This window comes from Halobacillus aidingensis (assembly GCF_900104185.1).
Taxonomy (GTDB): domain Bacteria; phylum Bacillota; class Bacilli; order Bacillales; family Halobacillaceae; genus Halobacillus; species Halobacillus aidingensis.
In genome coordinates this window covers 1-14,904 of sequence record NZ_FNIZ01000016.1, presented here as the reverse complement: position 1 = coordinate 14,904, position 14,904 = coordinate 1, and the positions used below count along the sequence as shown (strand labels likewise).

12 protein-coding genes are annotated in these 14,904 nt (G+C 43.9%); 8 read left to right on the top strand and 4 right to left on the bottom strand.

Features of this window, described 5'->3' with window-relative positions:
• Positions 1-48 precede the first annotated feature (48 nt).
• The gene (locus BLS23_RS14470; RefSeq protein WP_089653580.1) at positions 49-1,017 is read left to right on the top strand and encodes a YbgA family protein; all 969 of its coding nucleotides are present in this window, start codon (positions 49-51) and stop codon (positions 1,015-1,017) included.
• Position 1,018: 1 nt separating this feature from the next.
• Here the strand turns inward: BLS23_RS14470 and BLS23_RS14465 are convergent, their stop codons facing one another.
• The 3 genes from BLS23_RS14465 to BLS23_RS14455 all read right to left on the bottom strand — a co-directional run bounded on the left by BLS23_RS14465 (position 1,019) and on the right by BLS23_RS14455 (position 5,150).
• Positions 1,019-1,885, bottom strand: a complete 867-nt coding sequence (locus tag BLS23_RS14465; protein WP_089653577.1) for a fructosamine kinase family protein — start codon at positions 1,883-1,885, stop codon at positions 1,019-1,021.
• Positions 1,886-1,899: 14 nt separating this feature from the next.
• Positions 1,900-2,799: a GNAT family N-acetyltransferase gene (locus BLS23_RS14460; protein WP_089653568.1), complete on the bottom strand. Its 900-nt coding sequence runs from the start codon at positions 2,797-2,799 to the stop codon at positions 1,900-1,902.
• 236 nt (positions 2,800-3,035) lie between these two features.
• Positions 3,036-5,150 (bottom strand): choice-of-anchor J domain-containing protein, encoded by a 2,115-nt coding sequence (locus BLS23_RS14455; protein WP_089653566.1) that lies wholly within the window; start codon positions 5,148-5,150, stop codon positions 3,036-3,038.
• Between the two features lie 224 nt (positions 5,151-5,374).
• On the opposite strand from BLS23_RS14455, the gene BLS23_RS14450 reads away from it, so the two are divergent.
• The 5 genes from BLS23_RS14450 to BLS23_RS14430 all read left to right on the top strand — a co-directional run bounded on the left by BLS23_RS14450 (position 5,375) and on the right by BLS23_RS14430 (position 11,250).
• Complete coding sequence (locus tag BLS23_RS14450) at positions 5,375-7,039, top strand: ABC1 kinase family protein (protein WP_089653563.1); 1,665 nt, start codon at positions 5,375-5,377, stop codon at positions 7,037-7,039.
• Positions 7,036-7,344: a phasin family protein gene (locus tag BLS23_RS14445; protein ID WP_089653560.1), complete on the top strand. Its 309-nt coding sequence runs from the start codon at positions 7,036-7,038 to the stop codon at positions 7,342-7,344. Before BLS23_RS14450 ends, BLS23_RS14445 begins: the two co-directional genes overlap by 4 nt.
• Before the next feature lie 706 nt (positions 7,345-8,050).
• A complete protein-coding gene (coxB, locus tag BLS23_RS14440) occupies positions 8,051-8,749 on the top strand; it encodes a cytochrome c oxidase subunit II (RefSeq protein WP_089653557.1) in 699 nt (232 codons plus the stop codon).
• 24 nt (positions 8,750-8,773) lie between these two features.
• Entirely contained in the window at positions 8,774-10,681 is a 1,908-nt protein-coding gene (gene ctaD, locus BLS23_RS14435; protein WP_089653554.1) for a cytochrome c oxidase subunit I, read from the top strand.
• The gene (locus BLS23_RS14430; RefSeq protein ID WP_089653552.1) at positions 10,678-11,250 is read left to right on the top strand and encodes a cytochrome c oxidase subunit 3; all 573 of its coding nucleotides are present in this window, start codon (positions 10,678-10,680) and stop codon (positions 11,248-11,250) included. Before ctaD ends, BLS23_RS14430 begins: the two co-directional genes overlap by 4 nt.
• Before the next feature lie 745 nt (positions 11,251-11,995).
• Here the strand turns inward: BLS23_RS14430 and BLS23_RS14420 are convergent.
• Positions 11,996-12,712, bottom strand: a complete 717-nt coding sequence (locus tag BLS23_RS14420) for a YwaF family protein (RefSeq protein WP_089653546.1) — start codon at positions 12,710-12,712, stop codon at positions 11,996-11,998.
• Between the two features lie 73 nt (positions 12,713-12,785).
• Between BLS23_RS14420 and BLS23_RS14415 the strand changes: the two genes are divergently transcribed.
• Both BLS23_RS14415 and BLS23_RS14410 read left to right on the top strand, forming a co-directional pair.
• The gene (locus BLS23_RS14415; RefSeq protein WP_089653543.1) at positions 12,786-13,004 is read left to right on the top strand and encodes a hypothetical protein; all 219 of its coding nucleotides are present in this window, start codon (positions 12,786-12,788) and stop codon (positions 13,002-13,004) included.
• A 128-nt stretch (positions 13,005-13,132) separates the two neighbouring features.
• A complete protein-coding gene (locus BLS23_RS14410) occupies positions 13,133-14,476 on the top strand; it encodes a sodium-dependent transporter (protein ID WP_089653540.1) in 1,344 nt (447 codons plus the stop codon).
• Positions 14,477-14,904 lie beyond the last annotated feature (428 nt).

The following is a 14,904-nucleotide window of genomic DNA, read 5'->3' as shown; positions in this document are numbered from 1 at the left end:
TAAGGAACGTTTGCTAGTACTTGCATTAGTCAGAAAGGGGAGAAAGAAATGCGGCATTTCCCTACACCGAAAGTCGTTGTCAGCCGGTGTCTTGAATTTGCAGAAGTCCGCTATAATGGAGCGGTGATTCCAGACAAGGCCGTTCAGCGTATGCAGCCCCATGTGGAGTTCATACCCGTTTGTCCAGAAGTTGAAATCGGGCTTGGTGTACCACGTGAAGTCATTCGTATTATTGATGGTGAAGAAGAACAACTTGTCCAGCCGAAAACGGGGGAAAACCTTACAAATACGATGAAAGAGTTCTCCGAAGGTTTTCTTAATCATTTGACCGAGGTGGATGGTTTTTTATTGAAAAACCGCTCGCCCACGTGCGGCATGCATGACGTAAAAGTTTATCACAGTGAAGGAAACTCTCAAGTGGTCGGGAAGACGTCAGGTTTTTTTGCTAAAGAAATCCTTCATCGCCATGGAGGGTTGGCCATCGAAGAAGAAGGCAGGCTGAAGAACTTCACATTGAGACACCACTTTTTAACGAAGTTGTTTACTTTAGCTGACTTTCGTGAGGTGAAGAAGAAAGAGGGAATGAAAGGGTTGCAGCAGTTTCATGCCCGTAACAAATATCTATTCATGGCTTATCATCCTGGTACGCTCAAGAAAATGGGGCAAACAGTCGCGAATCATAATCATCTTGATTTCGAACAGGTGATTGTGGTCTATGAACCGTTGCTCCATGAACTTATGAGCAAACCTGCAAAACCAAGTGCCCACGTGAACGTATGCCAGCATATTGCAGGATACTTCAAAAGGGAATTGTCTAAAGAGGAGAAAGAAAGCTTCCAAAGTCTTTTGGAACAATACAAAGAAGAGAAAGTTCCCTTGAGTGCTGTGTTGAGTGTATTGAATTGTTGGGTCGCCCGTTTTCAAAGTGAGTATCTTAAGCAGCAGACCTATTTTGAACCCTATCCGATGGAGCTTGTGGAAATATCGGATTCAGGAAAGGGGAGGGCCTATTCCTGAATCAACCGACATAGTTTTTTAAAATCCGATCCACCTGTGGTCCATACATTTCACCGAAGATATTAAGGTGGACGAGCAAATAGAAAAGCTGATAGATCGGTTTGGTATCCTGGTAGTCTTCCGGGAGCTCGAAATAAGTGTTGTACTGATCTAAAAAGTTTGACGGGAATCCTCCAAACAGCTCGGTGAAGGCCAGTTCAAATGCATGGTCTCCGTAAAGGATGGACGGATCGATTAAAACAGGTTCACCGTCACGAGTGGTCATCCAATTCCCACCCCATAAATCGCCATGTAGGAGAGAAGGTTTAGGGTTTTCAGGGATGAATTCTTCAATCCGATTGATCAGTTTTTTCAACCGTTCTTCTCGAACACCTGAAATCGTACCCTTGGTCACTCCTGTTTCCAACTGCCCACCTAAACGATAACGGCTGTAGTAATCTGTCCAAGACGGGGACCACTCATTCGGTTGATTCAATTCACCGACGAACGTCGGTTTTCCGAATCCGTATTTTACTGAGGTATGCTGATGCATGTGAGCCAAGCTCTTTCCGAGGGAATGGGAAGCATCTGAAGAACCTTTTTCGATCCATTCCATAACAAGAGCGGCTTTTTCATCACCATCCGGGCAGTCATAATGGAAAACTTCAGGTACTCGGATCGCTCCTGTTTCCTTGATCAGACGTAATCCCTCGGCTTCCACCTGGAAAAAGTGGCTCGCGACTTTTTCGTTTATTTTAATAAAATATGGACGATGATCCGTTTCTACATAAAATGACTGATTAATATCTCCTCCGCTCACAGATTTGATGGAGCGTACGGCTGAGGTGTCGTTGACTTTTTCTAATGTCTCACGAATGAAAAGCTCCATGGGATCCCTCCTTTTTAATGGATGGTTGTGGAAAGCGGCGGTTCTGGTTTCATTTCTTTTTGATAGGCATAAATGGTGTGAATTTCTTTAAACCCGAATTGTTTATATAAGGCTTCTGCCTGTTGATTCTCTGTTCTGACTGAGAGAGTGACAACATCAAGTTCAAGAGCATAGAACGCATACTGTAACGCATGATGAATAAGCTCTGAACCAACACCACTGCTTCGGTGGTCAGCGGCTACATTCACAAAGCAAATTTCTCCTTCATGGCCGGCAATGATGGTTTCGAAGTAAATGTATCCAATTAACTCTCCGTTCTGCTGGTAGCCCCAAAGATAATTGCCCTCATCACCGGATAGATGCACCATTTCCCTTGTCGTGTAGTAAGCGGCCGAAGGGTGGATGGCATCCAAAGCTTCATAGTCTTCCTGACTAAGCCCAACGATCGACGTGTTTTTGGTCTCACTGGCTTCATATGAAGATTTATGGACAGCTAACGTCCGTTCTACATTGTACATCTGAAACTGATGTCTCTCTGTAAAAGAAACGAGTGCTTTATTTGCAGCAAAACAGGCCACCTTCACGACATCAAAGTGTAATTGCGCCGTTAAAGAAGCTTTGTCCCATAAACGCTCAATGACTTCCTGCTGGTCCTTGGTAGCGAATGGCCCTAGTAGGCGGCATAGTTTTTGCTCGAAAAAAGGAAGGATTCCAAGGAACCCGATGATTTTTTCTCCTTCCCACGCCACATAGGCAAGAGGTTCTTTGAACTGCGTCAACGTCCAGATCTGTTCAAATATTTCGTTTTGTTCGGAAGCCATCCAGGCAACGTAATGGTGATCTTGTTCGTTCACTTTGAACAGCCATTCGGCAACGGTATGTAACTCTTTCACTTCCAATTCACGAATATGCATCAGCAACACTCCTTTGTATAGTAAATTTTCACACAGTTGGTATAGATGGCGCAACTGTTAGGAAAACGCGTGAAGAGAATCGATCAAATGGAATAGATAATCCCTCAAAGTGCTTGAGTTATCTATCCAATCCAGTGCGAAATCACTCAAAGGCAGAAGAAGAATCATTCAAACTTTAAATCCAACCATTAAAAAGAACCCCCAATCATCCGATTGGGGGGGGGAGAATTAGAATTCTACTTATTCTTTTTTGGCCCTTGTTCTTTGTCAACCACTTCATATTCGAATTCAACAGGGTTCAAGCTATCCTGTGGAGCCGCATAGTAAGTCGTCATATACGTCTTACCAGGGCGGAACACTTGTTGAAGTTCCAATGCATCTTCTTCTGTAACATTGAATGGGTCGACTTCAACGACTTGATATTTCCCGTTGTTTTTCTCTTTAATGAACGTAACGCCATAGTCTACGTAATTTCCAAGAAGTTCCGCTTTAGACATGAATGGCTCTTTTGTCTTGCCATCATAACTCAAACCGATTTCTGGAACTTCGATGTTATCAATGAACCAGCCTGTGTCATTGTAACCCCAGTCTGTCAAGTAACGGAAAGAGATGTGGACTTCCTGTCCTGCATACTCAGAAAGGTCAAAGCTCTCAGACTGGTAATCTTCAAAGTGTCCTGTGAAACCAGGAACATTTTCTTTGATTTTCGGATAACCGTTTTCAACGACATCTGAACGTGTGTTTTCGTTTTCAAGGGACGTCCATGTTTGGCCATTGTCTGTGGAGACTTGAACCACACCATAATCCCAGCTCTCTTCGATGTCTACAAAGTGATCAAAGTTTAATGTTGCATCTTCAACATCTGTTAAGTCCGCTTTAAAGATCAAATTGTTGTCCAATTCGTCTCCTGTACCGGCAGAAAGAACTTCGTTATCGCTTCCTAAAGGATCGATAACAGATTCCCAAGTGTTATCTTCAAAATCTACGCCATTAAATTTGAAGGATTCTACGTTTTCACCTGGTTCAAAGTTGAATTCTTTAAAGTCTGTACCCCAGGCAGGGACACCCTCTTTTTCATAGGTTTTCGCTTTTTCAAAATTGACGGTTTTATCGCGTGTTTCCCCATCCCCAACAGGAAGGTTGCGCAGATCGATGTTTTCAAAACCATATTTTCCGCCTTTGAATTTCGGATCATCAACCACTAAGGCTGTGGAGAAGTCTTGGTAAACTTCATTGAATGTAACGTTCAACCCAAACTCGTCATACGCTTGTTGGAAGCTTTCGATACTATTCAACTCATTTGTCGCCACATAGCGGATAAGCTCTTGGCCGAACCTTTCATAGTTATAAAGAGTGAACAACTGTACCAAACCATAGTCAGCAATCGTCTCTGGTCCCGTTTCGGCAGTTACATGCTCGTCCCAGTTCGTCAATGAGTTTTCCGGGTGATCAAGCAGGAAGTTGATAGAACCTGAGTCCAGTCCGTATCCACCTAAGTATTCAGAGAAAGTCGACATTCCTTCATTTAACCAGGAAGTTTCATCTCCGTCGTTGTCTGCATGGATCAAGTGCTGGAGTTCATGGATCGTCGTCCCGAAGAATGTGCTTTCCAGTCGTGTATCCCAGTCCCTTGAATCAATGGTCACGATATTACGGTCCGTATAATTTTCTATGGTTTGCCAGAAGAATCCGGCAACAAAGAATGGGTAGGAAGGGTCAGCGTAATTGTCATCTTTTACGTTATTAACTAGAAGAATAACTTTATCACCTTCCCCTTCATAATACCCTTCTGGCACTATTCCTAGGTCTTCAAGTAGAGCGTTTGTTCCGTCCAGTGAGTCAGGCTTACCGAAAAAGTCTGTAGCTACTGGATACATGTTAGCATCGAATTCAGCAGCCATTTTGTTCACTTGTTCTTGGTTTATCACATGAGCATCCCGAGGATCACCCTCAGGGAAAGATAAGTCGTTAGCTACCCAAACCTCTACGTGTTCACCTACAGCTCTTTGAGTGAAAGATTTAAATCCTAGATCGCGATCAAGAAATTGTTTTGTTCCACCATTGAAAGTAAAGTTTGCATCGGCTTGTTCACTAGAAGCAGAAACTTCTTCCCCATTAAAGTTTACTTTAGACGCATTTTCCTTAATCGTTTGCTTCGCTTGACGCTGGAAGCTTTCACTCTCGTCCAAACGCTGCAATTGACCATCAATATCTATCTTTTCGCTATAGCGTTCGACATTCCAATTTTCCTGTACTTTGCTTGCGCTTACTTGCGTCACCGCAGCTGGAGATAGCAATGACAGGGTCAAAGCCCCCGCTGAAAGTAAAGCTGTTAGTTTCTTATTCTTCAAAATATGATCCCCCTAATGAAAAAATTGTAAAAACACCTAAGTATTATTATGTGGAATATTCTAAAAAATTAGAATAGTCATTTTGTATGGAGTTTCGGAACCCGAAACAAATAAGTTGGGCGAAAAGTTTTAGGTCTATTTTCCTTAAGGGCTTAAAAATTTTCATGATTGACGAGAATAAGAGAAGGGAAGAATGAAGTACAGAAGTATAGAGGGGGAGGAAAATGGGAAAACGGTTGAAATACATATCTATATACAGAATTTCTATCATCGTCTGGATGGCGTTGAAATTTCTTATACAAATTTTCTGGTTTGAAAAAAGACACCGGATCTGGGATCAGGATACAAAACGGAAATGGGAGGAGATGCTGGCAGGGCAAGCGGAAGAGTATCGGAAAAAGGCGGTCTTGTTAGGTGGTCTTCTGATCAAATTCGGGCAATTCTTAAGCTCAAGAGGAGATCTATTGCCACAGTCGTTCATTAAAGAATTAGAGGGACTCGTCGACAGAGTCGAACCGGTTCCTTTCCAGTATTCTAAACAGACCATAGAGGAAGATTGGAATGCATCCCTCGATGAACACCTTTCAGACATCAATGAAAATTCCGTTGCTTCAGCTTCTATCGGGGAAGTCTATAAAGCTCATTTAAAAGACGGTACACCCGTAGCGGTCAAAGTCCAACGATACCGGGTTCGCGATACATTCCGGATGGACTTCAAAGCATTGAAAATTGTATTTTGGATGCTGGATAAGCTTACTGTTTACGGAAAAAAAGCAGATTTGCCCGCTTTGTATCGGGAAGTCGTCCGAGTGATCAGCAACGAATTGGATTTCACCATGGAGCTTGAAAACGGTAACCATTTCAAAAAGAGGTTTGCAGATTTTGATGATGTTTACATTCCTGATTATTATTCAGATTTATCGACGAAACGTGTCCTTGTCATGGAATGGATTGAAGGAACAAAAATTACGGACTTATCTTTTATTAAAAAGCAGGGCATCGACCGGGAAGGAATCGCTCGTACGTTGTTTGATTTGTGTGTCGAACAGTTTCTATATGCAGGAATGTTCCACTCCGATCCTCACCCCGGAAATTTAATGTTAAAAGAAGATGGTACGGTGGTTGTGATCGATTTCGGGATGGTCGGAGAAATCAAAAACGAAGATGCCAATTCGATCCGTAAAATGATCCAAGGCTTCATACTAGACGACTACGACAGAGTCATTGAATCGCTGCAGGAAATGGATTTCCTACTTCCTGATGCGGATACAGAAAAAGTGAAGAAACTGTTGAAGCAGACGACAGACATGTACTTGGATGGGAACTTTGACAAGTTGGATGCGCATATGATGAATGATATGCTGGGCGATTTGCAAGAGTTTGTGAAAGAGCAGCCGATTCAGCTCCCTGCAGATTATGCCTTTTTGGGACGTGCGACTTCAATCATCGTAGGGGTTCTCACAAGTGTGTATCCTCAAATCGATTTAATCCGGTGGGGCAGACCAGTGATCAAAGAATGGATGTCAGGAGAAGCTTCCAGTTTTTCTCTATATAAAGAAATCGCGAAAGAGACAGCTCGACCGCTCCTTTCCTTACCGAGAGCATTGGTCGAGTATCTCGAAGATGGAGATAAAGAGAGGGAATGGAAGAGTTATCATCAAAAAAACCATTTATTTCATCAATACTATTTATTTTATACGTTCTTTTCGCTCGTCATTGCAGGAATCGGTGCAGCCGCTTTATATTACACATTCATCGTTCCTGTCCTCCCGACTGTATGGATCGGGAGTATCCTATCAGGAGTCGGTGTACTTGGGTTTCTCGTAAGTTCGGTCAATCATTTGAGGATGTTAAAACGCATCCATCACAATAGGAGGAATGAAGGATGAGTGATTTATTGAAGAAAGGATTCCATCTTGGTTTAGGCGCTGCCATCAGTGGCAAGGAACGTTTTGAAAAAATGGTCAACGAAATGGTGAAGCGCGGAGAAATCAGCCCTTCACAAGCAAAGACAATGGTCAACAATTGGATGAACCAATGGATTTCCAAAGGACAAAGCAAAGACAAAGAATGGAATGAACAAGCGAAAGCCAGATTCCAGGATCAAATGAAAGAACTGGGCTTCGTTTCAAAAGAAGAATATGAAAAGCTAGAAGCCCGCATCGAAAGGCTTGAAAATCTTCATGGAAGATAACAAATAAGCCCCCGTATCTGATTCCACCAGAAACGGGGGCTTTTCTTATTAAGGATAATGGCAGGATTCTTGAAGACTTGATTTAGATATGTTTTCGGGGTTCGTTTCCATGTTGGGCGTCAGGGGTGGTTGGGAAGCCACTCGCTTTCCTGCGGGGGAGAGCCGAGCTTCCTCGGACTTTGTCCTGCGGGATCTCGCCTATCTCCTTTTCCCACGGGAGTCTCGCAGCTTCCAAACCAATCGATATAGGTGAGAAACGAACCCCTTTTCCAAGGATGAGTGTCTTCCACTATCCTACTGTTGTAAGTAGAAAGCTCTCTATATCAACCTTTCAGGATTATAATACATGGATAGAAGTTTAATTATCACACTTTCACCTAGTTGGAAAGCTGATTATTCCGGTAGTGGTTTCGAGATACTTATATGGCAAAGGGGCGGAGGGGAATGGAGAGACTCCTGCGGGAAAAAAGTGCATGGTGAGACCCCACAGGACGCAGTCCGAGGAGGCTCACCGCGCTCCCGCGGAAAGCGAGCTATTCCCCGCAGCCCCCATCCACTCAACAAAAGTCTCGAAACTGAGCCTTCCAGAAAAGGGAGCTTTTGTGGGAGGAAAAGAAGGAGTTTTGTTCTGTAAGGATTAGGTAATAGAGCATTACTAGACAGTCCTATAACTACAGATATCCAACTGGACGGGAGGGAAGAGTCGGTGAAGAAACTAGTTTTGTTCTTTTTCGTAATCGCTTTCTTATCTGGGTGCCAAATGAGAGTTCTTAATCCAAAAAGCGATACAGCTGATACATTGACGAACTTAATCTATCTGAGTTTCGGCATTATGATGCTTGTGCTGATCGTCGTATTTGTTTTATTCGTCGCCTTTCTTAGGAAGTTTCGGGAAAGAGGGAAGGCGAAATTCGATATTCCCCCAGATGAGAAAGAGAACAAGTGGCTGGAAATCACATGGACGCTCGTTCCTCTTTTATTGATTGCAATCTTAGCTGTTCCGACGGTAAAGGCTACATATGATTTAACCTCGAAAGTGTCAGGTTCAGCAGAAGGATCTCAGGGAGACGCCATGACCGTTGAAGTGGTAGGCCAGCAATTTAACTGGAAGTTCACTTATGAGAACGGAAAAGAATCTTATGATGAGCTCGTTTTACCTGTAGATCAGGAAGTAGAATTCCGCCTCACTTCTAATGATGTCATCCATTCCTTCTGGATTCCGAATTTATCAGGGAAAATTGATGTTCTCCCTGGTGAAGAGACAAGGTTATCGTTTGAGCCACGTGAAGAGGGGACATATCAGGGGAAATGCGCAGAATTTTGTGGAGCGGAGCATACTTTGATGAGGTTTGAAACGAAAGTTGTGAGTCAGGAAGCATTTGAAAGCTGGTTGGAAAAAGAATAAACATGGGGAGAAGAGGTGAATGGGATGTATGTACCTTTCGTAGGGGAAGTACCTTCAGATATCGTTGTGGCCTGGATTGTATCCATTCTGTTGGGTGCCGCCTTATTATGGTGGATGACAACGAGAAAGAAGTGGCCATTGGTTTGGGATTACATAACAACTACAGACAATCGGAAAATTGGAACGATGTACATTTTGCTTGCTATGGTTTTCTTTATCCGTGGCGGTATCGACGCGATGTTCATCAGGACGCAGCTGGCCATACCGGAAAATGATTTCTGGGTCTTCCAATCTCAAAAGTATAATGAAGTTTTTACGACGCACGGGACAGTGATGATTTTTTTCGTTGCCATGCCTCTTTTGATTGGCTTGATGAATATTGCTGTGCCTCTTCAGTTGGGGGCCAATGACCTTGCTTTTCCTTATTTGAATTCGATCAGCTTTTGGTTGTTTGTATCCGGCGGCATCATTTTCAATATGGCCTTTTTCTTCAATGCTGCCCCGAACGCAGGGTGGACATCCTATGCTCCACTCGCCACAGATACATTTACTACAGGCCCAAATAACAACTATTACATATTCGGTCTTCAAGTCTCAGGCCTTGGTACCATTTTTACTGCTATCAATATGATTGTCACCATCATCCGTCTTCGTGCGCCAGGGATGAAGATGACAAGGATGCCCTTATTCTCCTGGGCTACCCTCGTTACATCTTTTCTTATCCTGATTGCTTTTCCGGTCTTAACGGTAGCCCTATTGTTATTGATGTTCGACCGGATTTATGGAACGAGCTTCTTTCTTGGGGAATACGGCGATCCTGTGTACTGGCAGCACTTATTTTGGATTTTCGGTCACCCAGAAGTGTACATTTTGATCCTTCCTGCCTTCGGGATCTTTTCTGATGTGATTTCCACATTTTCAAGGAAAAGAGTGTATGGGTACACATCAATGGTCATTGCGATTGCTTTAATCGGACTTCTAGGGTTTATGGTATGGGCGCATCACATGTTTACAGTTGGACTAGGGGCTCTGGCCAATTCGATCTTTGCCATCACTACGATGTTAATTGCCGTTCCGACCGGGATCAAGGTATTCAACTGGTTGTTTACGATGCGAAAAGGGGTTGTCCGGATTACGACTCCTATGCTGTTTTCATTAGGGTTCATTCCTACATTCGTCATTGGAGGAGTGACAGGTGTCATGCTCGCTGTAGCAGCGGCTGACTACCAGTATCATGATTCATATTTCGTCGTGGCCCATTTTCACTATACGATGATTGGTGGAACGATTCTTGGGGCATTTGCAGGCATTTATTATTGGTATCCGAAAATGACAGGGAAGATGCTTGATGAAAAACTGGGCAAATGGCATTTCTGGCTTTTCATCATCGGTTTTCATTTGACGTTCATGCCCCAGCACTTTGCTGGATTAAACGGGATGCCACGCCGCGTGTATACCTACACGTGGGAAGATGGTGTATTCCTATTGAATTTCGTCAGTACGATCGGAGCATTTTTGATGGGGGCGAGTATGCTTATTGTCTTATTGAATTTGTATAAGACTCACCGTCTTACCGACCCCGTGGGTGCGGATCCGTGGGATGGGCGGACGCTGGAATGGACCGTCGGATCCCCAGCGCCTGAGCATCCTTTCCAACCTATTCCAAAAATAAATTCCATCGATGCTTACTGGTACAGCAAAGTCGAGAGAAAGAAGCTTCCAGAATCCGAAGAGCCGAGACCTTCTCCAATCGCTATTCAAACGGTCGCTCCCGTCCTGCTAGCGGGTGTCTTGATTGTCATGAGTATCGGCTTTATATATGGATGGGTTTGGATACAGGTAATGGGTGGAATCGCTGCGCTAGGTTTCTTCATCTACCGTGTGTTTAATGATGAAAGGAAAGCTGTGTACCGAAAGGAGGAAGAGTCATGAAACAGACATCAGAGGTTTTATTCAATGACAAACGACTCGGTTTCTTCCTCTATTTAGTCGTTGAAGCCATCATGTTTGCGACGTTGTTCGCCACCTATATCCTTTACACCCCTTCACCGCGGGGAGCCGATCCTACAGAAGTGTACGAGCTGCGAACCGTCGTATTGACATCCGTTTTCCTTCTTTCAAGCAGCGGTACCTTACTAATAGCGGAGAGTGGGTTGGGAAATTGGAATCGTCTCAAGATCTGGATCGGACTGGGGACGACTTTCCTGCTCGGGAGCATTTTTATGGGATTGGAAGTTCATGAGTTCTACAAGTACTGGAGTGAAGGCTACACCCTTACGATGAACAATTTCCTCGCTTCCTTTTATGTACTTGTTGGACTTCATGCGTCACACGTTGCGTTTGGGCTGGTGTGGATGATTCTTTTGATGGTCCAGTTCAAGCAGACGATGCCGAAGTCCTTGTTCATAGAAAAGCACAAAATCTTCAATTATTACTGGCATTTCGTCGATGTCATCTGGGTACTGATCATTCTAATCGTATACGCACCCTATCTATTGTGATATCGAATTATTTCTTGTAGATAAGCTCCCTTTTCTGGCTCAGTTTCGAGATGTTTCCGGGGTTCGTTGCATGGTTGAGCGTTAGGGGTGGCTGGGAAGCAACTCGCTTTCCTGTGGGGGAGTGGCGAGCTTCCTCGGGCTAATAGCCCTGCGGGATCTCGCCTATCTCCTTTCTCCCACGGGAGTCTCGCAGCTTCCCAACCACCCCATTCCATGTGAAAGAGATACGAACCCCTATACCGAGAGTGGATGTCTTCCAATCATCATGGGATGTAGGTAGAAGCGCTCTATATCAGCATTAGGGAAATAAATACCTGGCACAGGTGCTCCAATTAAAAACCTACATCCAGTTGGAAATGAGATGATTCTTGAAGTGGTTTCGAGAGACTAATACGGCAAAAGGGGCGGAGGGGAATGGGGAGACTCCTACTTTAAGTGTGCAGGCGCCTCGATCAGCGGCGTATGGACTGGACTGAGCTGGCGGAGATAAAGGAAACACGAAGAACGGAGTGATTCGATGTTGACTTATCGTACAGAAGCGAGGGAAGTCTCACTAGCCGCTAGGCGCCGAAACCGGATATAGAAGAGGAAAAAAGTGATTGGTGAGACCCCACAGGACGCAGTCCGAGGAGGCTCACCGCGTTCCCACGGAAAGCGAGTCATTCCCCGCAGCCCCCATCCACTCTACAAAAGTCTCGAAACTGAGTCTTCCACAATCCTGCCATTATATTGAATAACAAGGGGACTACCTAGTTTTTTTGATGAGCTTGTAAAGGAAATACATAAGGGAAAAAACAAAGAGTGCTGTTAAAACTAGACTGATATAATACATTACGCCTTCCCCCATCCAGTCAAGAGGGGTCCCTGCAATGGGAGGTCCATTCAAATACAAATAATTGGTCTCGAAGTAAATATTGAAAATGAAGATGAACACACTGTAAATGATCAAATAGAAGAAGGTTTCCAACAAGTCTTTTCCTTTAATCGTGACTTTTGTCGATATGATCAAAAAAAGACTGGTCCAGGAGATGGCCATGTGATGCACAAAAAACTTCCAAAAGCGGAAGTGCTCATATCCATGAGGGATATCGGGAGTGATCAAGGCAATGGCTGCGGGCAGAATACCTATAAAAAAAGTGATCTTAATCAGTTTAGGGTGATAGGTAATGAGCGCGGCAACACCTAATAAAGAAGCGATCCCGCATAAATGGAGGGGGAGGTGGCTCCCTTCCATCCAGAGACCGTGCATGATTGTCCATGTTTGATAGCTGATTTCCGATATAATTAACAGAAATAATAGACTGTAGCGCACAATGTTATGCAGTACGCTGGAATTTTTTAAGGTTTGATGCATCAAAAGGATTACTAAAGAAACAACCAAGTAAATGGAGAGCATCCATGTATGGCTGCTACCGAATGTAGTAAAGGTTTGGTCAATTTGTTCACTAAACCATGCTTCCATAATAGCCTCCTAGAGAACGGGCTTTAGCTGTGCTATGATTCTACCATATCATTTGGCAGGAGAGAGGGTCGATATGAAAAAGGTCAACTGCTTCCGTTGCAAGCATTTTCGTACAACATGGAACCCAGCTTTTCCGAGAGCGTGCGAGGCTTACGGGTTCAAAACGAAAGAAATACCTTCTGCATTCGTTTTGAAATCGACAGGCACAGAATGCTTACAATTTGCTGAAAAGAAGCAAAAAAAGAAGAATAATCAATCTGCAACTTCTTCCATGATCGATTACCGACTATAAATTAAATGAAATTTCAGAATATGTATTTACACTCGCTCATTCTATGGTATGCTGATGAATATTTCACTAAGCCGAAAAAAAAAGAGAGCGGCTGAATTAGATGAATGAGTGAGAGGAGTGTAGTGAGTATGGCGAGAGAACAGTGGGGGACGAAGCTGGGCTTTATGCTTGCCGCAATGGGGTCAGCTGTCGGACTAGGAAATATATGGAGGTTCTCCTTCGTAGCAGGTAATAATGGCGGAGGCGCCTTTTTAATCTTGTATTTATTATTCGTACTTTTAATTGGAGTACCCCTGTTATTGACTGAAGTCAGTATCGGAAGGAAAGCTCAAAGTGATGTTGTAGGTTCATTTCAGAAGTTGGCTCCTAAGACGCCCTGGTATTTGACGGGATTCTTTGGTATTGCCAGTGCTTTCTTAATTTTAGGGTTTTATGCTGTGGTAGCTGGATGGGCGATCTTTTATTTTTGGAATTATATTAATGGATCATTCTTTACTTCGCCTGAAGTTGGTTATGAAGGGGCGTTTGGCCAATTTATCAGCCACTCTTGGCATCCGATTGCCTGGACAGCACTATTCATGATCTTAACCATTGTGATTGTGTTGAGTGGTGTTAAGAAAGGGATTGAAGCAGCAAACAAAATTTTCATGCCATTGCTTGCCATCATTTTGATCGGTCTTGCGTTCTTCAGTCTTTCCCTGGAGGGAGCTTCAGAAGGTTTGAAATTTTTGTTCCAACCTGATTGGACAGCGTTTAGTAATCCGTCCATTTATATAGCAGCCCTGGGTCAAGCCTTTTTCTCCTTGAGCCTTGGAATGGGAGCCATGTTGACGTACGGCAGTTATTTGAAAAAAGAAAACAAACTGCCGAGTGCGACGCTTGGGATCGGCATCATGGATACATTTTTCGCCATCATCTCAGGTGTTGTGATTTTTCCGGCTGTGTTTGCGTTTGGAATTGATCCAAGTTCAGGCCCGCCACTTGTATTCATTACACTACCAAGTATTTTTGAGCAGATGCCATTTGGAGGAATCATCGGACTGGTGTTCTTCTTCGCTTTAATTCTGGCATCCTTATCATCATCTGTATCTATACTGGAAGTACCGACGGCTTACTTTATGAGAGCTTTCGGTTGGACTCGTTTTGCCACGAGTGTGTTGGTGGGCTCCATTATGTTTGTACTCGGAATTGGCGTTTCCCTTGGCTTTGGCTTATGGTCCGGCGTCACCCCGATTGGAGACTTGAATATTCTCGACTCAATGGATTATATCGCCTCCAACATCTTGCTTCCACTTGGAGGTCTGTCTATGGCCCTTCTTGTAGGATGGTACTTCAAGAAATCCGAAGCATTGGAAGCCACCGATATGAAAAAAGGGCTGCTTGGCAACGTATGGTTTACAATCGTCAAGTTCATTGCCCCAGTCATGATCATTTTGATCTTCTTAAACCAAATCGGTGTCATCTCTCTATAAATTTAGAACCCAAGAACCCCGACCATTTGTCGGGGTTCTTTTTTACATGTTGGAATTTTTAGAGTGGTTATTAAAGAATATGGCAGGATTGTTGAAGACTCGATTCCGAGACTTTTCGGGGTTCGTTTGCCGTGTTGAGCGTTAGGGGGTGGCTGGGAAGCTACTCGCTTTCCTGTGGGGGAGTGGCAAGCTTCCTCGGACTTCGTCCTGCGGGATCTCGCCTATCTCCTTTCTCCCACGGGAGTCTCGCAGCTTCCCAACCACCCCATTCCATGAAGGTGAGAAACGAACCCCTTTACTGTGGGAGGGGGACTTCCACTATCCTTGTGTTATATGCATAAAGCGCTACATAACAAGCTTTCCGCACCCAGAATAGAGTGTCTGCAAGTTCGGACCCTCCATTAAATCTGTGCATAAAAGCAGCTTAT